Annotated in this window: 20 protein-coding genes; 7 read left to right on the top strand and 13 right to left on the bottom strand. The window is 72.4% G+C overall.

The annotated features are described in order from the left end of the window. Positions 1–2: 2 nt before the first annotated feature. The 10 genes from ACZ7JA_RS13185 to ACZ7JA_RS13140 form a co-directional block, all read right to left on the bottom strand. Positions 3–1,850: an HSP90 family protein gene (locus ACZ7JA_RS13185; protein ID WP_470808103.1), complete on the bottom strand. Its 1,848-nt coding sequence runs from the start codon at positions 1,848–1,850 to the stop codon at positions 3–5. A 49-nt stretch (positions 1,851–1,899) separates the two neighbouring features. After that, positions 1,900–2,886, bottom strand: a complete 987-nt coding sequence (locus tag ACZ7JA_RS13180) for a hypothetical protein (protein ID WP_389297989.1) — start codon at positions 2,884–2,886, stop codon at positions 1,900–1,902. A gap of 169 nt (positions 2,887–3,055) precedes the next feature. After that, positions 3,056–3,613: a TetR/AcrR family transcriptional regulator gene (locus tag ACZ7JA_RS13175; RefSeq protein WP_351663422.1), complete on the bottom strand. Its 558-nt coding sequence runs from the start codon at positions 3,611–3,613 to the stop codon at positions 3,056–3,058. A 10-nt stretch (positions 3,614–3,623) separates the two neighbouring features. Continuing rightward, positions 3,624–4,205, bottom strand: a complete 582-nt coding sequence (locus tag ACZ7JA_RS13170) for a sugar O-acetyltransferase (protein WP_389297718.1) — start codon at positions 4,203–4,205, stop codon at positions 3,624–3,626. A 111-nt stretch (positions 4,206–4,316) separates the two neighbouring features. Continuing rightward, complete coding sequence (locus ACZ7JA_RS13165) at positions 4,317–4,754, bottom strand: nuclear transport factor 2 family protein (RefSeq protein WP_351663428.1); 438 nt, start codon at positions 4,752–4,754, stop codon at positions 4,317–4,319. A gap of 210 nt (positions 4,755–4,964) precedes the next feature. Then, positions 4,965–5,504 carry a GNAT family N-acetyltransferase gene (locus ACZ7JA_RS13160; RefSeq protein ID WP_389297722.1) on the bottom strand — a complete coding sequence of 180 codons (540 nt, stop codon included), beginning with the start codon at positions 5,502–5,504 and terminating at the stop codon, positions 4,965–4,967. Positions 5,505–5,566: 62 nt separating this feature from the next. Next, entirely contained in the window at positions 5,567–5,896 is a 330-nt protein-coding gene (locus tag ACZ7JA_RS13155; RefSeq protein ID WP_389297724.1) for a hypothetical protein, read from the bottom strand. Positions 5,897–6,025: 129 nt separating this feature from the next. Beyond that, positions 6,026–6,424, bottom strand: a complete 399-nt coding sequence (locus ACZ7JA_RS13150; protein WP_351663436.1) for a DUF6234 family protein — start codon at positions 6,422–6,424, stop codon at positions 6,026–6,028. A gap of 301 nt (positions 6,425–6,725) precedes the next feature. Then, a complete protein-coding gene (locus ACZ7JA_RS13145; protein ID WP_470808102.1) occupies positions 6,726–7,418 on the bottom strand; it encodes a DUF4232 domain-containing protein in 693 nt (230 codons plus the stop codon). 78 nt (positions 7,419–7,496) lie between these two features. Then, on the bottom strand, positions 7,497–8,399 hold the full coding sequence (locus ACZ7JA_RS13140; protein WP_470808101.1) for a PIG-L deacetylase family protein: 903 nt from the start codon (positions 8,397–8,399) through the stop codon (positions 7,497–7,499). A gap of 285 nt (positions 8,400–8,684) precedes the next feature. On the opposite strand from ACZ7JA_RS13140, the gene ACZ7JA_RS13135 reads away from it, so the two are divergent. Beyond that, positions 8,685–10,991, top strand: coding sequence for a helix-turn-helix domain-containing protein (locus ACZ7JA_RS13135; RefSeq protein ID WP_389297732.1), 2,307 nt, complete (start codon positions 8,685–8,687; stop codon positions 10,989–10,991). An 81-nt stretch (positions 10,992–11,072) separates the two neighbouring features. On the opposite strand, the gene ACZ7JA_RS13130 is transcribed toward ACZ7JA_RS13135, so the two are convergent. Then, positions 11,073–11,732, bottom strand: coding sequence for a BlaI/MecI/CopY family transcriptional regulator (locus tag ACZ7JA_RS13130; RefSeq protein WP_470808100.1), 660 nt, complete (start codon positions 11,730–11,732; stop codon positions 11,073–11,075). Between the two features lie 323 nt (positions 11,733–12,055). On the opposite strand from ACZ7JA_RS13130, the gene ACZ7JA_RS13125 reads away from it, so the two are divergent. From ACZ7JA_RS13125 to ACZ7JA_RS13110, 4 genes are all read left to right on the top strand, one after another. Beyond that, on the top strand, positions 12,056–12,925 hold the full coding sequence (locus tag ACZ7JA_RS13125) for a class II glutamine amidotransferase (RefSeq protein WP_351663451.1): 870 nt from the start codon (positions 12,056–12,058) through the stop codon (positions 12,923–12,925). 116 nt (positions 12,926–13,041) lie between these two features. Further along, positions 13,042–13,821, top strand: a complete 780-nt coding sequence (locus ACZ7JA_RS13120; RefSeq protein ID WP_351663454.1) for a VOC family protein — start codon at positions 13,042–13,044, stop codon at positions 13,819–13,821. Positions 13,822–13,939: 118 nt separating this feature from the next. After that, positions 13,940–14,392 (top strand): iron chaperone, encoded by a 453-nt coding sequence (locus tag ACZ7JA_RS13115; RefSeq protein WP_401133050.1) that lies wholly within the window; start codon positions 13,940–13,942, stop codon positions 14,390–14,392. 98 nt (positions 14,393–14,490) lie between these two features. Next, positions 14,491–14,952, top strand: coding sequence for a hypothetical protein (locus tag ACZ7JA_RS13110; protein ID WP_470808099.1), 462 nt, complete (start codon positions 14,491–14,493; stop codon positions 14,950–14,952). Between the two features lie 342 nt (positions 14,953–15,294). On the opposite strand, the gene ACZ7JA_RS13105 is transcribed toward ACZ7JA_RS13110, so the two are convergent. Beyond that, on the bottom strand, positions 15,295–15,771 hold the full coding sequence (locus tag ACZ7JA_RS13105; RefSeq protein WP_470808098.1) for a MarR family winged helix-turn-helix transcriptional regulator: 477 nt from the start codon (positions 15,769–15,771) through the stop codon (positions 15,295–15,297). Positions 15,772–15,871: 100 nt separating this feature from the next. Between ACZ7JA_RS13105 and ACZ7JA_RS13100 the strand changes: the two genes are divergently transcribed. Both ACZ7JA_RS13100 and ACZ7JA_RS13095 read left to right on the top strand, forming a co-directional pair. Then, positions 15,872–16,960 (top strand): epoxide hydrolase family protein, encoded by a 1,089-nt coding sequence (locus ACZ7JA_RS13100; protein WP_470808097.1) that lies wholly within the window; start codon positions 15,872–15,874, stop codon positions 16,958–16,960. Between the two features lie 133 nt (positions 16,961–17,093). Next, positions 17,094–17,834 carry a class I SAM-dependent methyltransferase gene (locus tag ACZ7JA_RS13095; RefSeq protein WP_351663466.1) on the top strand — a complete coding sequence of 247 codons (741 nt, stop codon included), beginning with the start codon at positions 17,094–17,096 and terminating at the stop codon, positions 17,832–17,834. Between the two features lie 94 nt (positions 17,835–17,928). Here the strand turns inward: ACZ7JA_RS13095 and ACZ7JA_RS13090 are convergent, their stop codons facing one another. Further along, positions 17,929–19,557: an alkaline phosphatase D family protein gene (locus ACZ7JA_RS13090; protein ID WP_470808096.1), complete on the bottom strand. Its 1,629-nt coding sequence runs from the start codon at positions 19,555–19,557 to the stop codon at positions 17,929–17,931. Positions 19,558–20,246: the final 689 nt, after the last annotated feature.

The following is a 20,246-nucleotide window of genomic DNA, read 5'->3' as shown; positions in this document are numbered from 1 at the left end:
CGTCAGCTGTCCTTGCGGAGGGCGTGGGCGAGGAGGTCGAGGAAGGAGCGGTTGATGAGGCTCGACTCGGCGGGCCTGAGCGGGCGCCGGGACAGCATCGCCGCCTGCCCGTAGAGCGCCTCTGCGCTGGTGCGGGCCAGTTCGGGCTCGTCGATGGTGACGGCGGTGCGGACCAGCGGGTTGAGCTGGTTGAGGATCAGCTGGGCCCGCGGCGCCTCCTGGCGCAGGGCGCCGAGGATGTCGCCCCACACCCCGCCCTGCTGCTCACGCGCGAGCTGGGAGCGGGTGCGTTCGTGCCGGGCCTCGCGGCTGTCCACGAGGAGGGCGGGGGCGGAGGCCGGGTGGAAGGTGCGCAGCGCGACGTCGCAGTCGAAGACGGCGAGGGCGTCGCGGGCCAGCGAGAGGTAGGCCGCGGCGGCCATTTCCGTCTCCCGGTCCACGGGGTCGAGGTGCGCGGTCAGGGTCGCGGGGTCGAGGTCGGCGACGCTGGTCTCGGGCCTGATCTCAGGCAGCCGGTGCACGAGTTCGCGGTCGTAGGTGTACCCGCCGTTGACGACGCCCAGCCCGGCGGCCGACGCGATCGCCGCGACCTGGCGGAACTCCTCGACGCTGGACGTCACGAGTACGGTGCGGTGGGTGCGCGCGAACTCGTCGAGGGTGGCGTGTCCGTCGGTGGTCTCGAACGGCAGCCAGGGCAGCAGCATCCGCAGGATCTCGTCGTCGTGCACCGCGAGCGACTTCACGGCCAAGTGGTGGACCTGGAGGAAGCGGCCGAGCAGGTCCGGGTCGCTGGCGGCGGTCCGCGCGATCCAGGCGCGCAGCCGCTCGGCGAGGGCGTCGCGTACGGCGGCGAGGATGTCGTCTTCGTACAGGGACTCGCGGGACGCCGTCGGGCGCAGGCTCTCGGCGTCGACGACGCAGCGGACGAAGAACGCCCACTCGGGCAGGATCTCCTCCGCCTGCTCGGACAGCAGCATGCCCTTGACGTGCACGCGGTGGCCGTGGCGGCGTCCCGCGGGCACCGCCTCGGAGAGCACGCACGCGATGCCCTTCAGACCCACGGCCGGCAGATCCAGCTCGATGGTGTCCAGCGGCGTGAATCCGAAGACCTCCTCGCCGTACGCGGCCATGGCGCGGGAGCGGGCTCCGGGTGTGGCGTACGTACGGGCCCAGGGCGCGGGCTCCGGGTTGACGGGTGCGCCGGTCCCGCCGGCGCCGTCGTCGAAGGTCACCGGATGGCGCAGCAGGGACCCGAAGTGCCGGGCCAGGGCGTGCACCTGGGCCGGCCGGGTCCATTCGGCCGCGTCGGCGCGCGGGGTCAGGGTGACGGTGGTGCCGGGCCGGGGGCAGGCGGACGCGGGCAGGGTGCGGACGCTGTAGCTGCCGTCGCCGCGGCCACGCCACTCGACGGCGGGAGCGTCGGGCGTGCGGGCGGAGCGGCTCAGGACGTGGATCTCGTCCGCGACCAGGAAGCAGGAGAGCAGGCCGATCCCGAACTGGCCGATGAAGTCACCGCGCTGGTCGGCTATCTGGTCGGCGCGCTTGCTGCTGCGGCCGATGGTGGCGAGGAAGGCGTGCACGTCGGCCTCGGTGAGACCGACGCCGTCGTCCTCGACGCGCACCACCGAGCCGTCGGCGTACAGGCGGATGCCGAAGGAGCCGGCGGGCGCGTCCGGTTCGAGGGTGTGCCGGGCGGTGAGGGCGTCCACCGCGTTCTGCATGAGTTCACGCAGGTAGACACGGGGGCTGGAGTAGAGGTGGTGGGACAGGAGATCGACGAGACCACGCAGGTCCACCTGGAAGGTGCGGTCGGCACCGGGCGGGTTCGCGGCGGAGTGGGACAGAGTCATCGGGCAGTCCGTGGAAGGTGATGGGGGAGCGGCGGAAGGGTCGGCGGGCTCAGGCACGGCCCCGGAAACGGGCGTACGACTTCTCCGGCTGTGCCATGTAGAGCCAGGGCCACGACGTGAACGCCCCGTCCAGCTCGCGGAAGACGCGCGGGGCCACGACGCTCTCGGAGGCCAGCCCCAGGGCCATGGCGAAGGTGTTGAAGTCCTGCTGCCAACCCGGGCGCCGCTCGTAGGCGGGGTGCAGGATGCTGTGCTCGGCGGCGGCCCTCAACTCGGCCTGGATCGCGGGCGTGACGAGGCAGTCGGCCTGCTCCGACTCCACCCAGTCCTCGATGTGGGCCATGGCGATCACACAGCCGAGCCGATGTCCTTCGGGCGCACGGGTGAACGCGTCACGCGCGAACGCCAGGGCCTGGCCGGGCTCCCCGTTCCACCGGGGCTGCAGGTGCGACAACCACTCGAGGTGCGTCTCGGGATCCAGCGGTTCGCGGCGCAGGGCCGCGTCGAGCCGGGCCTCGTTGACGGCGTCGCCCAGCGACATGCCGCGGCCCGAGGTGAGGAGGCGGCGCCACGGAGTGACCCACTCCGGCCGCAGTTCGGCGGCTTCGAGCAACTGCTCCTCGGCGACCTGGAGCCGCTCGTGGAAAACCCGCCACTGCTCCTGAGTGACGTCCACGGCTCGCGCGGCGGTGCGCGCCTCCCAGCCCCACACGACGTGGCGCGCCCCGGATATCAGCAGAGCGGTCGCCCGCTGCTCCTTGTCCTCCTCGACGGCCCGGCCGATCCACTCCTGCACACCGTCCAGGTCCGCCAGCTCGCCCAGCACCTGGTCGTCGCGGCCGAGGTCGAACGGAGCCAGCGCCTCCTTGACCGACGCCCAGTCACCCGCTTCGGCCGCCTCCAGCAGCGCGAGCACCCGAGCGTCTCCGAGCGCGCGCAGCGGGTGGATCCCGTTCTTCCGCTTGCGCGGGACGGGCAGGGCGTGCGGATCCGCCCCCGGTCTCTCCGCGTCCCTGCCGAACAGCCTGCCGAACATGCCGCGCCCTCCCCTGGCCCGCGTGATCATCGGGTGCAGCATAAGCGGCCCCACCGACACCGCTTCCACAGGGTTTTCTCACCGAGACGGCGGGCCCGAGCGCGAAGCCGCCGGGGTGTCACGCGCGCGGGCCCATGCGGCACCGGTCGGGTTCGTGCCGCACGGGCGGTCAGCGGGAACGCTCGCCCGGTGTGGTGATGCGGGTGATCGCTTCGAGGGTCAGGGCACGGTCGTGGGGCCGCGGCGAGAGCGCCCGGTGCAGGGTCAGCCCCTCGATGAGCGCGTCGAGCTGGCGGGCGGTGCCGGCGTCGAAGTGCTTCTCCAGGTGGACACGGCTGCGGCGCATCCACTCGTGCGTGAGCTCCCGGTAGGCGGGGTGGCGGGCGGCGAGCGTGTACAGCTCCTGCGTGAGGACCAGGTCGCGCCGGTCGCCTTCGGACAGCGCGTGGACGAGATCGGCCACCGCCTGCCGGGCCGCGCCGGGGTCGGCGGGAGCCGAGAGGTGGTCGTCGAACACGGCGACGATGTGGTCGGTGAACCGGCCGAAGGCCTCGCGCAGGACCTCGTCCATGCCGCCGAAGTGATAGGTCATCGACCCCAGAGGTACGCCGGCGCGAGCCGCGACCTTCCGGTGGGAGACACGTGCGATCCCCTCCTCGGCGATCAGGTCGAGGGTGGCGTCGAGGATGCGGGCGCGGCGCTCGGGGTCGGTGTGTCCGGTGGCCATGACGTCGGGCTCACAGACTCCGCACCACGCGGGCGGGGTTGCCGACGGCGACGACGTTCGCGGGCACGTCCTTGGTGACGACGGCGCCGGCGCCGACGACGGAGTTGTCGCCGATGGTGACTCCGGGCAGGACGATGGCGCCGCCGCCGATCCACACGTTGTCGCCGATGACGATGGGACGGGCGGCCTCGAGCTTGTCGCGCCGCGGCTGCGGCTCCAGCGGGTGGGTCGGCGTCAGCAACTGGACGTTGGGGCCGATCTGGCAGTCCTCGCCGATGGTGATGGCCGCTACGTCCAGCGCCGTGAGGTTGTAGTTGACGAAGGTGCGCGCGCCCACGGAGATGTTGCTGCCGTAGTCGACGTACAGGGGCGGACGCAGATGGGCCTGCTCACCGAGGAACCCGAGCAGTTCGCTCAGCAGCGGCTGCGCGGCGTCGGCGTCCTCGGCGTAGGCGGCCTGGTAGCGGCTGGCCAGCTGAACGGCCCGCTGCTGACGGCGGCTGATCTCGGGATCGTCCGCGATGTAGAGATCGCCCGCCTGCATGCGCTCCAGGTTCGTGCGGGGGTCCTGGGCGAAGTAGTCCGTCTCCATGCGCGCCACCCTACCGCCGAGAGCGTACGAACGTACACTCGTAGCGCCCGCGGGGTCAGCCCCCGCCCCGCGCCAGGGGAGCTGCGCGGCGCCGGGCTCAGCCTTACTCGCTCAACTCGCATCGAAGGCCTGGGCGACGGCAAGGCTGTCCTCGTAGACGTGATGCCGGGTGACGAGGCCGTCCTCGACGGTGAGGTGCAGCGCGAACCGAGCACGGTAGGCACGTCCGGTGGAGCGGGCGGTTTGGCGGATCTCGCCGATCACGACCGCGTCGGTGCCGTCGACGAGGATGCGCTCGATCTCGGTCGACGCCTGACCGGGCGCATGGTGCTCGGCGAGCTCACGGAAGTGTGCGGAGGCATCGGCGCGGGTGGCCCGGTGACGAATCCACGGGGTCGAGGGCCGGCCGTGCTCGGCCTCCGGCCAGTCCAGCTTCCAGTCGACCTGCTCGGCGTACATCGCGGCGATGCTTTCGGGCTCACCCCCGCCGATCCTGCGCAGCAGCTCGTCCACGACAGCGCGAGTGGTGGCAAGTGGGGCGGTGGACATGACTCATCACTCCGATCCGGCATCCGTGTCCGCCTGACGCGGCGACGTGCACATCCTCGTCCGCGCCGGCAGTTCGGCGCCATTACCTCCCGGGTAACGGCGCGAAGCACCAAGGCCCGCGTTCGGCGCAGATCCTCGTTCGCGGGATTCGAGACCATCAGTAAGTCCGGCCGACAACCGGCCGTCGGCGGCGCGGTGACCGCCGCGAACTCAGTCCGACGGCGTGCCCGGGGACCGCATGCCGAGCCACTGCTCGGCGTCCCAGGCCTCGAACCGCTCCACCTCGTCGAACCCCAGCTTCGCCGCGAGACGCATCGAGGCGACGTTCGCGCTCTGGGTGGTGAGCACCACCGGCTCACCGGGAAGCACGCCGGCGAGCCAGCCGAGCGCCGCCTCGCAGGCCTCGGCGGCGTACCCGAACCCCCACGCCCGCGGCAGGAACATGTAGCCCAGGTCGAGCTTCCCGGCGGCGGCCGGGCGACGGTGGCCCGTCGCCCTCCTGAGCAGGATATGGCCGATCATCGACCCGTCGAGATCGACGACGAGACTCCCGGCCCACTGCTCGGGCGCCGTGGGCAACTCGCGCTCGAGCTCATCACGCGGCCGTGGGCCACCGAGGTAGGCGTTCACCTCCGGCGAGGCGAGCAGTTCGACGAACGTCGCCCGGTCCCGGGGCTCGGACCGACGGAGCACCAGCCTCTCGGTCCTGATCGGCTCGGGCGGCCAGGCCACGGATCCAAGATCTTCCATTCCGCCCACGCTAACAGGCGGTCAACCAGCTTGGGTACGGAGGCGATTGGGTCAGTGGGGCATCAGTCCTGCGTACCGCGGCGAGCCTCCATGGGCGGCCGGTCCAGCACCTCGATGTACATGATCCTGCCCTTCACGACGTCCAGGACCAGCATGCCTTCCTCGGGGTGGAGCGGCACGCATCGATGGCCCTCGCCGTACGGCTCCCCCTTCGGGCGGACCGTCGTGTGGATGCTCTGGCAGAAGTCGTCGCCGCAGTCGCACATGGCGACCAGCGGGAGGTCCCACGCGCAGAGAGCCAACTCGCGTTCCCCTTCGTCCTCCAGGAGCGCGATCAGCTCGGCGACGAGGTCGGGGAAGACGTCGCGGACGAGGGGGTGGGCCTGCTCCATCCCGGCAGACTAGCGCCTTCCATGTCCTCGTACCGGCCGGCCTCCTGCGGCGCCGAGGCGCGGTCGGGCCGGCGGGCGTGCGCGAGTGAGGTCACGAGGCGACGGCACGGCTCATTCACCGCTGCTGCCTCAGCAGTTCGCGCTGTAGCGGACGCATCCGGGTGCCGGGGCGTGGCTGTGGTCCCACTCGTGCTGTGCGGCTGCCAGGGATCCCCCCGCCAGGAGGGCCACCAGCAGGTGCGCGGTCACCGTCCAGCGGGCGCGGAAGAGCGCGGCGAGGACGGCGGCGACGAGCAGCGCGACCAGCATGACCCGCAACCGCCCCAGGTGCGCAAGGTCGGCCGCGTCGATCTGTGACTGCTGTCCTTGCGCCGCCCACACGTCAAGGCCGTAGCCGTAGATCCAGTCCACCACGAGCCACCCGGTCTCCAGCAGCGACAGGGGAATCGCCAGCGCGAGGTCCACGCCCAGGCGTGTCCGCCGCGACCAGGGGCGCCGGCGCTTCGGCACGAGAAGGATGTCCGTCATGCGTGCAGGGTGCCGCGGCCGCCGTCCGACGCGCATGAGTACCCGTACTCAAGCCGCCGCCCGGCCACGCGGCCGGCCTCCTCGTTTCTGTGTAGGCGGACGCAACGGCGCTGCCGACCCGCTGAGTCGGTACGACTCGACGGCGGAGGACGCGAGTCGTTCAGGCCGGGGTGCCGGGCCGAAGCGCGGCACCCCGAAACGTGAAGTCCGCGGGGCCGATTCCCGGCCGGGCTGTGCGGCACCGCCCGGAGGCGGGACAGTCGCGAGCCCGGCAGGGTCGGCTTCCGCCCCGCGACGTGTCTCAGAAGTCGTCCGCGCCGTCGCGGAGTTCGGGGGTCCAGTAGCCGGTGAGGGCCTTCGCCGGGTCGACGGCCACCCCGCTGCCGGGGGCGGTGACGGCGATGACCGTGGAGTCGCCCTCCAGCATGAGGGAGAACGCCGACACGGGTTCGTTGTCCTCGTCGACCCCGCCGTCCGACAACTTGACCAGGGCGTAGGCAGGGGCTCCCGCCGTCAGCACGACCGGCGCGGCCGGCTTGCTCTTCGCGACGACCGGGACGTCCTGCTTGTGGCTCTCGAGGAACTGGAGGTGCGGAGCACCCGCGAGCCGGCAGGAGCGGCCGGAGGTGTTCTTCGCCGTGAGGACGAGGTGGGTGTAGGGAGCACCCCCCTCGGTGGCCGCCGTGACGGTGACGTCCCGCGCGGTGCAGACCCGGGTGGCGGCGCTCGGCTGCTCACCGGTCGAGCCCCCGGAGCCGCCGCTGCCGGTACGGCCCGTCGAGCCCTTCGACGCGGCCGCGCGCGCCGGGTCGGTCGAGCCCGCCGTTCCGGCCGCGCCGGTCCGACCGCCGTCCGCAGCCTTCCCGGCCGCCGAAGCCGTCGACGCCGGGGCGGACTTGCCGGACGTGTCGTCGCTCTGGCAGGCGGTGAGGGACAGGGCGAGGGCCGTGCCCGCGAGGGCGAGCAGAGCGGTGTGGTGACGCTTGATGTTCATGGAGTCTTCCCCGTGAGCGGTGCGGGGCCGCGGCTCGGTGCCGGCGGCCGAGGTGGTCCTGGTGATGCGGTGCGGTTCTCAGTCGCCCTTGCCCGGCCGGTAGTCGGACGGGAGGGTGTGGATGAATTCGCGGGGGTCGGCGTGCGCGGCCTCCAGCAGTTCGGGAACGCTGTGATAGCCGAGGGCGTACAGGTTCCGGCTCGGATCCCACGTGTTGTAGGCGTACATCGCGTTGCGCTTGACCTTCATGTGGGAGCCCGGGATGTTCAGCACGTACGCCGCGCCGTCCGCGCGCCGATCCCTGGGCCGCCCGTAGGCGTAGACGTGGTTGAAGCGCACGTCGGAGATCGTGCCGTCGTTCATCAGGCGGTAGGCCACGTCACTGCACGCCTTGTGCGTCTCGGTGCGCTCCAGCCAGCCGGCCGTGAACTTGTGCGAGGCGCCCGGGTACTGCGCGGCGAGCGCTCGGACCTTCGCGTCGATCCGGTCGACGAGCCTGTTGTAGGCGGACGTGCTCGCGAACCCGTCGTCCGCGATCTTGAAGTTGATGACCCTGTCCACGCCCAGCGCCTTCGCGGAGGCCGTGAACTCGGCCGTCCGGCCCGCGACGATCTTGGTCGTCCCGTCGGTCGGCCAGGACAGGCCGTGCCTGCCGCCCGCAGCGCACGAGTGCGGGCTGCTCCACGTGGTCAGCGGGCAGGGGTCGGTGTTCATGAGCTTGGCCAGGTCGGGATTCCTGCCGTCGCTCACCAGCACGAGGTAGACGGGCCGGCCCGCCGCCTTGTGCTCCAGGATCGACCCGGCCAGGCCGATCGCGTCGTCGTCCTGGTGGGGTGCGTAGAAGATGGCGGGCTTGGCGGCAGCGGACGCCGCGGGGGCCCGCCCCACCTGGTAGGCCACGGCGGCGGCGGTCAGCGCGCCCGCCGCCAGAACGCCCCGCCTGGAGATCCCGGCGGCCCGGTCGTCGTTGCTGCTGTTCATTCGAAGTAGCCCCGTTTCATGGTCGTCGCGTCTCCGGTGGTCGTCCGGAGACGGTGGCCGGCGCCGCTCCCCGCTTCGCACGGGGCCCGTGGTCCGGCGACACCGTCCGTGAAGGAGGGGCCGCCCGGACCCCGTCCGGCCGGGAGGAGTTGTTCCGCGCCTGCCCTCAGTCGACCAGCAACGGCCGCCGCGTCCCAGGCGGTTCCACCGGCAGAAGTACCGTCCGCCATACTTCTGCCGGGGGGCTCGCGACCGGACGAGCCGGACGATCGGGGGACTTCCACGGTGCGCGGCGGCACGCCTTCCACTGAGGACTTCGGGCAGCGGCTGCGCTTCCTGCGGGCCCGTGCGGCACTGAGCCAGGAGGCGCTGGCACATGCGGCCGGGGTGAGCGTCAGGGCGCTGGCCGACATGGAGCGCGGACGCACCCGAGGGCCGCAGCGCCGCACGGTCCGGGCGCTGGCCGACGCGCTGGGGCTGGACGCGGACGAGGCGGCCGGCTTGGAGGAGTCCGCGGCCCTGGGGCGTCCGCGGCCCCGGGCGGCCGGGGGACCGGCCGCACCCGTCGCCCTGCCCCTGCCGCGTGACATCCAGGACTTCACCGCCCGTGACGCGGCGCTCGCCCGGCTGCTGGACCTGGTGCGGGACGCCGACCCGGGGCAGCCGCAGGTCACCGTGGTCGCCGGACAGCCCGGGCTGGGCAAGACCGCCTTCGCGGTGCACGCCGCGCACCGTCTCGCCCCGCACTTCCCGGACGGGCAATTCGCCCTGGACCTGCACGGCATGGACGCCGAGCCGACCAGCCCCCGAGACGCGCTGGCCCGGCTGCTGGGCGCCCTGGGGTTGGCCGAAGCCGCGATACCGGCCGGCACCGACGACCGCGCGGGCCTGTGGCGGTCCCTGGCAGCCGAGCGACGGCTGCTCCTGCTGCTGGACAACGCCGCCGACGAGGCCCAGATCGGCCCGCTGCTGCCCGGCACCGGCCCGTCCCTGACCATCGTCACCAGCCGCCAGGCCCTGGCCGGTCTGACGGCCGTCCACCGCTGCGACCTGGCCCTGCTGCGGCGCGAGGAGGCGGTGGAACTGCTGACCCGCATCCTCGGCCCGGAACGGGTGCGGGCGGAGGCGCAGGCCGCACGCGATCTCGCCGATCTGTGCGGACACCTGCCACTGGCCGTCCGGATCGCCGGACAGCGGCTGCTCAGCCGGCCGCACGAACGCCTGGGCAAGCTCGTCGCCCGTCTCGCCGCCGAGGGCCGACGCCTTGACGGGCTTCAGGCCGGAAACCTCCGGATCCGTGCGGCGTTCGCACTCTCGTACCGGCAACTGCGCCCGGATGCACAGACGTTGCTGCGCCGCGCCTCACTGGCCGCGGGGGCGGACTTCAGCCCGGAGACCGGCGCGCTTCTGGCCGGGCTGTCCTACGACGAGGCGGTCGCCTGCGCCGAGGAACTGACCGACGCCGGACTGCTCCAGAGCGATCCCGCCGCCGAGCGCTACCGCTTCCACGACCTGCTCAGGCTGTACGCGGCCGAACAGGTCGAGGCCGATGACGGCCCAGCGGTCCGCGACGACGCCCTCGACCGGACCGCGCGGTGGATGCTGCGCCGGGCCACGGCCGCCGCGCTGCACTTCGACGCCGACCACGACCACACCGCGCCGTCCGGCGACCCGGACCCGGACGCGGCGCCCACCGGCCGGGAGGAGGCGCGGGCCTGGCTGGAGGCCGAGCGGGCCCAGTGGCTCGCCGCGCTCCGCCGCGCCCACGACACCGGCCGGCACCGGCAGGTCCTGGACACGGCTGAGGCCATGCACTGGTTCTCCGACCTCAACCAGCACTGGGAGCAGTGGGTCGAGGTGTTCCAGCGCTCCTCCGACTCCGCCCGCGCACTCGGCAGCAGGCGGGAGGAGGCGGTCCACCTCAACTACCTCGCCTGGGCCCACAACCTCTGCGCGCACGACCCCCGGGCCGCCCTGGTGTCCGCCGACTCCGCGCTCGCCGCGGCCCGCGACAGCGACGACGGACTCCAGCAGGGCTGGGCACTCGGGTACGGCGCCGGCGCACTGCACCGGCTGGGCAGGCTGGAGGAGGCCCACACGCGGCTGCGGGAGGCGGCCCACCGCCTCGCCGCTCAGGAGACCGGGCAGGCGAGGCTCGCCGAGCTGTCGATCCTCAACGCCCTCGGCGCCCTGCTGCGCCAACTGGGCCGGGCGGCAGACGCGTTGGACATCCACCGCCGCGGCGAACGGATCTGCCGGGCGGGCGTCCCGGGCCGCGCGGACGAGCTGATCGCGTTCTACCACGCCGTCCACCGGCAGCAGATCGGCAACGACCTCGCGGCCCTGGAGCGCTGGCACGAGGCCGAGCCCTCACTCCGGCAGGCCCTCGACTTCTTCGACGCCGCGCAGATGCCGGCCTGGGCCGAACAGGCACGGCTCGACCTGGGGCGGGTGCTCGGCGCCATGGGCCACCCGGAGGCCCGGCAGACCCTGCTCGCCGCCCGTGACGCCCTCGCCGAGCTCAGGAGCCCGCGACAGGCCGAGGCCGCCTCCGCGCTCGCCGAACTCGGTGAAGCCGGCACCGGCAGGTGAGTGGAGGTCCGGCGTGGGCGAACGGCTCTCCTGCCCGCCGCGCCCCGACCGGACCCCGCGTCCGCTCGGACGGCTTCCACCTCACTTGACGGTGTCGGGCCGCGTCCCTTCCTCGGACGCCGGCGTCGACTCCGACGCCGACTCCGCCGACGTGGAAGCGGTGTAGAAGACGGAGCTGCCCTGCTTGTTCCGCTGCGCGAGGCTCCTGGCGACGAGGTTCTCCAGGGTGGTGCGCACGACGTTGGTCGAGATGCTGCGGTCGGGGTGCGCGTCAGCGACCGCCTTCGCCACCTCCGCCGCCGAACGGGGCTCGTGCTGCTCGGTGAGATGCCGGTGGAGCAGATCGACCAGCGTGGGACGCGTCCCCTTGCCCGCGCCGGACTTCCCGGCGACGGACTTCGCACCGCCCCGCTTCGCCCGCTTCCGGCCCTCGGGTGGCTTCACCGCGGCCGTCTTCGCCGCTCGCCGCTCCGCGGAGGCGCCCGTGGCCCTCTTCCTGGGGGACGGCACAGCGGCGCCGCCGGCGTCGGAGGGCGCGGCGCCAGGAGCCGGAACGCCGAGCGCCTGCTGCATGCTCAGCAGCACGCCGTGGTCGTGCTGCAGCGCGGTCAACTGTTCCTGCAAGGCGGAGAGTTCCGCGCTGACGCGTTCCTGCTCCTTGACGTTCCGCTCGAGGTCGCCGGCCACCTGGCTGATGTACTGCGAGGTCAACGCGGTTGCTGACGCCGTTCCTTCGGACATGGTCGTCTCCTTGGTCGGCGGCCGGGACGTGGCTCTGGCGGGCCGTTGAAGCGGGCCAGGGATGGTGTTGCGGCCGCAATGTGCCCTGGTGCAGCGATGATACGGGTGGAACGCCCCTTTTTTGCGAGGTGAGCGGACCCCGTTTGCTGACGGGGTCGTGCGGCGTTGGCGGCCTTCCTCCCGAGCAGCCCGCACGCACAGCCACGAACGGTGACGGTTCGGGGCGAGCAGGCGGGACGGAGGCGATCACCGGGCGCATGGCGGATCGTGGAGGGGAGACCCGGTCGGCGCCATGTCGGAAGCCGGTCACCACGGAGGAAACCATGTGTCGCCTTTTCGGCCTCAGCAGCGCCCCGCTCCGTACCCACGCGACCTTCTGGCTGCTCGACGCCCCCGACAGCCTCAGCCGGCAGAGCCACCGTGACCCCGACGGCACCGGCCTCGGCCGCTTCGCCGCCGACGGCACCCCGCGCGTCGACAAGGCCGCCATCGCCGCCTACCGCGACCGCGCCTTCGCGGAGGAGGCACGGCAGGACGAGTCGGCGACCTTCGTGGCACACATCCGGTACGCCTCCACCGGCGGCCTCGATGTCCGCAACACCCACCCCTTCGAACAGGACGGCCGGCTCTTCGCCCACAACGGGGTGATCGAGGGCCTGGACGCCCTCGACCACCACCTGCACGAGGACCGCTCGCTGGTCCGCGGCGAAACGGATTCCGAGCGCTTCTTCGCCCTGATCACCCGCGAGACCCGGCGCAACGGCGGCGACGTCGCCGAAGGCATCCGGCGGGCCGCCGGGTGGATCGCCGCGAACCTGCCCGTCTTCGCGATGAACCTGATACTCATCACCCCCCGGCAGCTGTGGGCGCTGCGCTACCCCGACACCCACGACCTGTTCGTCCTCGAGCGTCCCGCGGGCGGCCAGCACGGCAGTCGGCATCTCGACCACAGCGGCAGTCACGGCCGTATGCGCGTCCATTCGGCGTCCCTCGCCGAGCACCCGGCGGTCGTGGTCGCCAGCGAGCGGATGGACGACCATCCCGACTGGCGCCTGCTGGAGCCCGGCGAACTCCTCCAAGTGGGTTCCGACCTGCGCGTCATCCGCCAGGTTCTCCTGCCGGACCCCCCGGCGCACCGGCTCACCCTCGACGACCTGCAGGGCGGTGCGGCCGCGTCGCAGAAGGCCGCCTGACCTGCGCGGCCCACGCTCCGGACCCTGCTCGCCGGGGTGGGCGGCGGCGTGTCGGGCGGCGGATGACAGCTCCCGGAGGAAGGCTGGCGGACACACCGCACGAGAAAGGACAGAAGATGACAGAAGTCACCGCTCCGTATCCGACCGGCACGCCGTGCTGGGTCGACCTGATGGCCAAGGACCAGCAGGCCGCGCTGGACTTCTACCGCGACCTGTTCGGCTGGCAGGGGCAGCCCGGTCCGGCCGAGTTCGGCGGATACGCGGTCTGTGAGCTGAACGGCAGGGCGGCGGCCGGTATCGGCCCGGCGATGTCCCCCGAGGGAGCCCCGGAACCGCCCACCGTCTGGACCAGCTACCTGGCGAGCACCGACGCCCAGGCCACCCAGGACGCGATCGTCTCCGCGGGCGGCACCCTGCTCGTCCCGGTGATGGATGTCGGCACGCTCGGGCGGATGCTGGTCGCCGCCGACCCGCAGGGCGCGGTGTTCGGGGTCTGGCAGCCCGGCGAGTTCCACGGGGCCCGGGTGGTCAACGAAGCGGGTGCCCTGACCTGGAACGAACTGCACACCAGTGATGTGCCCGCCGCCACCGCCTTCTACGGCGAGGCGTTCGGCATCGAGATCGAGCCGCTGGAGGGCGCCGACTCCTACTGGGAACTGCGGGTGGGCGGGCGCGCGGTCGGGGGCGTCACGCTCCTCGCCAACGACCCGCCCGGCACCCCGGCGCACTGGCTCACGTACTTCGCCGTCGACGACGTCGACTCCACCGTGGACGCCCTGGTCAAGCGCAACGGCACGGTCCTCGCCCCGCCGTTCGACATGATGGCCGGCCGTATGACGGTGGTCGCCGACCCGCAGGGCGCCCCGTTCGCCATGATCAAGCCCACCCCGCTGTAGGGCACGCCCGCCTGCCCGGCACCGGAGACACATGACCGCTGACGCGAGACCGGTGTCGGTGGGCCGGGGTATGGTCCCTCCCGAGATCCGAGCACCGAGATCCTGTGGGGGGACAGTCATGAGCAGCACCGAACGCAGCGCGCACGAGGGGTTCACGGCCGAGGAGCGGGCCGCGATGAAGGACCACGCCCAGGAGCTGAAGAAGGCGGCTCGCCGGAGTTCGCGCGCGGACAAGGCGGCGGAGGCGGAGCGGGACGTGCTCGCGAAGATCGCCGAGATGCGGGACTCGGACCGGATCATGGCCGAGCGCGTGCACGCCGTCGTCACGGCGAGCGCCCCGCTCCTCGCTCCGAAACTCTGGTACGGGATGCCGGCCTATGCCCTGAACGGCAAGGTGGTCTGCTTCTTCCAGAGCGCGGAGAAGTTCAAGGCACGCTATGCGACGCTCGGGTTCAGTGACGAGGCGAAGCTGGACGACGGCCCCATGTGGGCCGCCGGGTTCGCGCTGACCGAGGTGACCCCCGAGGTCGAGGAACGCATCGCCGCCCTCGTGAAGCAGGCGGTGCGCTGAGGCAGGCGCAGGCGCTGAACGCGCCGCTCCGGCAGACACGGCGACCCTGGCGACGAGAACCGGTGAAACGAGCGGTCGGACCGGGAGTCCTGGCGATCGTGTCCGCCGTGACGGTGACGGTGACCGCGTCGGCGTGCGGCGGCTCCGAGTCGTGCGCCGGCGTCGGCGTCGCTTCGCAGGTGGGCGTGACGTTCCTCCAACGGGGCTACACCGACCTCGCGGGCGCCTCCTACGAGTTGTGCGCAGGGGGCAGATGCGTCCGGGACACGCTCGAACCGGGGGACATCACCCGGCTGAGCCTGCGACTTCCCGACGACGTGGGCTCCGACCTCGGCGCTGTCCGTTTTCGGGTCACCCCGAAGGGAGGCGGCAGCCCCGAGATCGACGAGTCCGTCGACGTGAAGCTCACCCGCCAGTCGGACGGCTGCGGAGGCAGCGCCTACAGCAAGGGCCTCGCCTTCACCAGACAGGGCGGGCTCACCACGAAGGTGCCGCCGGTCGTGACCGCTGCCTGGCGCGATCACCTCAGGTCACTGGCTTCACCGTCAGCGTCCCCCTGATCCGTGCGGCAGCCGCACGGATCCCGGGAACGGTTCACGCCAGGTCGGCGCGACCCAACCATGACGGCCTGACCGGCACCCCGTCCGCGTACCGTTCGGCCTGCTCTTCCGCAACCGGTGCGATCGGGCCCTTACCCGCGGGCTCCAGAGCCGCTGCGGGCGCGGGCAGTGACCCGCCATCGACATCCCCCCTCCGGTATGCGGCAGCCCCGGTCCATGTGACCGGTTCGCGGTGCGGCCCAGTCGCAGCCAGGCCTGCGAAACCGCCGCGTCATCCGGTCGGCCACCGCTCCGGGCGGTGCGGCAAGTCACGGCACGGCCGGGCCGGGCGCGGCTCGGGGGTCAGCGCGCCTCCTGCGAGCCGGGGTGCTCGGGGCGGTGGTGCTCGGTCAGGACGGTGAGCAGGCGGATGAGTTCCTCCTGCTGGGCGGGGGTGAGAGGGGCGAGGAGCTCGCGCTGGGCGTCCGAGATCAGCGCGTCGAGGCGCTCCAGGCGACGCCGGCCGGCGGGGGTGAGGGAGATGACGTTGCGGCGACGGTCGACCGGGTCGGGTTCGCGGCTGACGCAACCGGTGCGGGCGAGCTCGTTGAGCACGGCGACCATGTCGCTGCGGTAGATGCCGGTGCGGCGGCTGAGCCCCGCCTGGCTGGCGGCGCCGTCCTCGGCGAGTGCGACGAGCACCGCGAAGTGCCACTTGTGGGCGCCCTCGGCCGCCAGGCGCTCGCCGACGAGCCGGTCGGCGACGGCCGCGGCCCCGGCGAGCAGGCGGCTGGGGACGGCGCGCAGCCGGGCCGGGGTGCGGTCGGGGGTCGTACTCATGGGAAGGTCCTCCGCCTGTTGCGTTTGTGCCACTAACAGTCTAGCTTCGTTAGTCCCACGAACGTTTGTGATTCGAACGATTTACTCGGGAGCGAAGACCATGATCGAGCCGTTCCGCATCGACATCCCCCAGGCCGACCTCGACGACCTGACCGACCGCCTCTCCCGCACCCGCTGGCCCAACGAGGTCGCCGACGCCGGATGGGACTACGGCTTCCCGCTGGCGCGGCTGAAGGAGCTCGCCGAACTCTGGCGCACCGACTACGACTGGCGTGCGCACGAGGTCGAGCTCAACGAACTACCGCACTTCACCACCGAGATCGACGGCCAGAACATCCACTTCGTCCACGTCCGGTCCGCGAACCCGGACGCGCTCGCACTGATCCTCACCCACGGCTGGCCCGGTTCGTTCCTGGAGTTCCTCGACGTGATCGAGCCGCTGTCACGGAACTTCCACCTGGTCATCCCTTCCATCCCGGGCTACGGCTTCTCGGGGCCGACGCACGAGCGCGGCTGGGACGTCGTCCATGTCGCGCGAGCCTGGGCCGAGTTGATGCGCCGTCTCGGCTATGAGCGCTACGGCGCGCAGGGCGGCGACTTCGGCGCGGGCATCTCGATGGCGCTCGGCGCGGTGGCGCCCGAGCGGGTCGTCGGGGTGCACGTCAACTACCTGCCGACCCGTCCGGACCCGGACGCCGGTGTCGAACTCTCCGAGACGGACGAGGCCCGCCTGGACAAGGTCAGGCGGATGATGGCCGCCCGCCCGCCGTACCAGGCGCTGCAGGCCACCACGCCGCAGACCCTCGGCTACGCGCTGACCGATTCCCCGGTCGGCCAACTGGCCTGGATCGCCGAGCGCTTCGCACAGTGGACCGACCCCGGCTCGACGATCAGCGACGAGCGGATGCTCACCGACGTCTCGTTGTACTGGCTGACCGCCACCGCGGCTTCCTCGGCGCGGCTGCACCGCGAGGCGCCGCGCCGGACCGAACGCTGCCCGGTGCCGATGGGCGTCGCGGTGTTCGCGCACGACATCACGCAGTCGGTGCGGCCGCTGGCCGAGCGGCTGTACGACATCAGGCACTGGTCGGAGTTCGACCGCGGCGGCCACTTCGCCGCGATGGAGGCGCCGGACCTGCTCTCCGAGGACATCAGCGACTTCTTCCTCCACCACGTCGAACACGCCTGAAGAGAAGGGCTCGTCCGGCGGACCATGACCGAACCACGGCCGAACCAGTGCCGAACCACGGCTGGACCGAGGGGGGCCGGCCAGTGCCCTAATCGTGTTGACCGCCCCCGGTAGCCAGTGCTGGAGTCGGCGCGTGGACAGCATCCCCGCCAACCGGCGGCTCTGGAACCAGATCAGCAGCGACTACCAGCACAGGCACGACCCGCGAATCGGCGCCGCGCCCCGGCTGTGGGGCATGTACTCCATCCCCGACGCCCACCTGCAGGCCCTGGGTGACGTCACCGGCAAGCGCGTCCTCGAACTCGGCTGCGGCGCCGGCCAGTGGTCCAGGGCGCTCGCCGCCGAGGGCGCCACCGTGGTCGGGCTCGACCTGTCCGAAGCCCAACTCGCGTCGGCATCCCGGGCGATGGGAACGGCCCGCTACCCGCTGGTGCAAGGCGCCGCCGAACAACTGCCGTTCGCCGCCGACAGCTTCGACCTGGTGTTCTGTGACTACGGCGGGCTCAGCTGGGCGCCTCCGCACCTGGCCGTCCCGCAGGCCGCACGCGTCCTGCGCCCGGGTGGGCGGCTGGTGTTCAACGTCGCCAGCCCATGGTTCGAAGCCTGCTACGACGAAGTCGCCGGCCGCGTGACGACTTCACTGCGGCAGGACTACTTCGGGCTGGACACCATCGCCGAAGGCAAGGGTGCGACGAGCTATCAGCTCACCTACGGCGACTGGGTCAAGGTCCTGCGCGGCGCAGGGCTCGTCATCGACGACCTCATCGAGCCGCGGCCCGACCTCGGAACGACCAACGGCTACAACGAGACCGACCCGCCCGACTGGGCACACCACTGGCCGGCGGAACTGCTCTGGGTGACCCACAAACCGTAGGTCCCGCCGCGCCGAGACGTGAAGGGGATTCTCCCGACGGGCGGGCTTCGCAGCATCCGAGCCAGGGCACGAGGGCGGCGCGTTTCTCGCCGGTTCAGCCGGCGGTCAGGGAGGACTCGTGCACGGTCTCCAGCGTCGCGTCCGAGGTGGTGCGTTCCAGGCGCAGGCGGGCCGAGCGGTCGCGCAGGGTCAGCGTCATGAGCTGGTTGCCGAACCAGGGGCCGCCCTTCTTGCGCCACTTGACCGGCGGCCGGTGGCTGCGGCCGTGCCGGGCGAGGAGGCGGCCCAGCAGGCGGGCCGGTGCGCTCCAGCCGAAGCGGAAACCGACGCGCATCATCAGGGGCACGGAGTTGTGGACGGGCGAGCAGGTGAGCTGGACGACGGGAATGCTGGGGCCGCCGGACGGCCAGAACGCCTTCGCCACATAACCGTGGTGGACGTCGCCGGACAGTACGCACACGGTCGCGGGGGCGGCCGGGGAGGCCCCGGTCTCGGCGATGAGATCGGCGAGAGCGGCGAAGGAGCGGGGGAAGGCCGCCCAGTGCTCCAGGTCGGCTCCGCGACGCAGCCACTCGCCGAAGCGCGCCCAGCGCTTCCCGCGTTCTCCGGCGCACAAAGCCGCGTCCCAGGTTTCGGTGTCGTGCACCAGGTGCGGCAGGAGCCAGGGCAGTGAAGTGCCGATCAGCAGGTGGTCGTACGCTCCCTCGTCGGCCAGTATCTGCTTGCGCAGCCAGGCGTCCTCACCCGGGTCGAGCATGGCCCGGCGGTCCTCGGCGAGGACCCGAGCGGCCCGGGAGTCCACCATCACGACCCTGATACGGCCGAAGTCGCGACGGTGGCTGAAGCGGACCGAGGCGGAGTCGGCGTCCGCCTGCTCGGCCAGGGCGCGCACCGCGGGGGTGCCGTCCGGCGTGGCGTGCACGGCGGCCCAGGTGGGGTCGTCGGCCAGCTCGGCGGGGGAGAGGTTGCCCAGGTGCTGGTGAACCCAGTAGGACATCAGGCCGCTCAGCAGCCGCTCCTGCCACCAGTCGGTGGCGCGCATGTCGGCGAGCCAGGCGGCGGAGGTGTTCCAGTCGTCCACGATGTCGTGGTCGTCGAAGATCATGAAGCTGGGCACGGTGGACAGCAGCCAGCGGACCTCGGGGTCGAGCCACGATTCGTAGTAGAGGTGGCAGTACTCCTCGTAGTCGGCGACCTGACCGCCGGGCGGCTTGTCGAGATCGCGTCGTTCCGCCAGCCAGCTCCGAGTGCGCGCGGAGGTCTCGTCCGCGTAGATCTGATCGCCCAGGAGGAGCAGCACGTCCGGCCGTTCCGCGTCGGGGTCGGCCATCAGCCGGGCGGCAAGGGTGTCGAGGGCGTCGGGGCCGACCGGATCCTTGCCGTCGGCCGGGGGCGCGGCCCAGCGGCACGATCCGAAGGTGACCCGGACGGCGTCGCCGGTGCCCGGTGGGCGGATGACGGAGGGCGGGAAGCGGGAGTCGGGAAGGGGCCACACCTGGGAGTCGTCCAGCAGCACCTCGTAGGCGGTGGAGCCGTCGGGGCGCAGGCCGGTCACCGTGACGAGCGCGTAGTGGTGCCCGGCCACCTGGAAGGTGGGGGCGGTGCCGCCCGCGCCGTCGGAGCAGCGCACCTCCACCGTGCAGGGCTCGCTGGTCTCGACCCACACCGTCGCACACGAGCCTTCGGTGCACCTCAACAGCGGTCCCAGGCGCAGTTCGGCCACGTGATCGCCTTCCTGTCTCGCGAGTAGGGGCGTGTAGGGAAATGGAACGACCGTAGCGACGGTACAGGGCCGGGCAGCGGAGTGTCCGGGCGTGCGACGGGCCCCGGCGGCCCCACCGGACGTCAGCCGTGTCCCGCCCCGTCCCTCCTTGCGGTGACCGGCCGCGTGGTGGCGCCCGCCGGAAGCCCGCGGTGCAGCACAGTGGGCCGGTGTCTCCTCGCTTTCCGACCCTTCTCCTCCTGGTGCTGCTGGGCGTCACGGGCTGCACCACCGTGCCGACCGGCTCACCGCCGGCCGGCGACCGCGCCGTGGGCGCACAGGCCCCGCTCGCGCCGGACGGAACGACGACGCCGATGCCCGCGACACCGCTGCCGGCGCACACCGCCCTGGTGCGCACCGGACCGGACCGGGCGCGGCACACCCCTAAGCCCCGGCGCGCGCACCGACATCGCCCTCCAGCGTCCGTGACGCCCACCCGGCGGACACCCGCAACCGTCGCCCGAACACGTCCGGCGCCGCGCGTCCACCCCGCCCCACGCCGCCACCCGCACTCGCACTCGAAGAACCCGAGGAAGCGACACCCCGCCGTACACGCACCCATGCCGCACCCGCGGCCTCAGCCGTATCCCCGGCAGATGCGACAGCTGTGCCGCAGCGCCGACGGGCTGACCGACCCCGACATCGCGCAC

This window comes from Streptomyces sp. NPDC038135 (assembly GCF_055601245.1).
The sequence above is the reverse complement of the archived record's forward strand: the minus strand, read 5'-3'. Positions and strand labels throughout refer to the sequence as shown.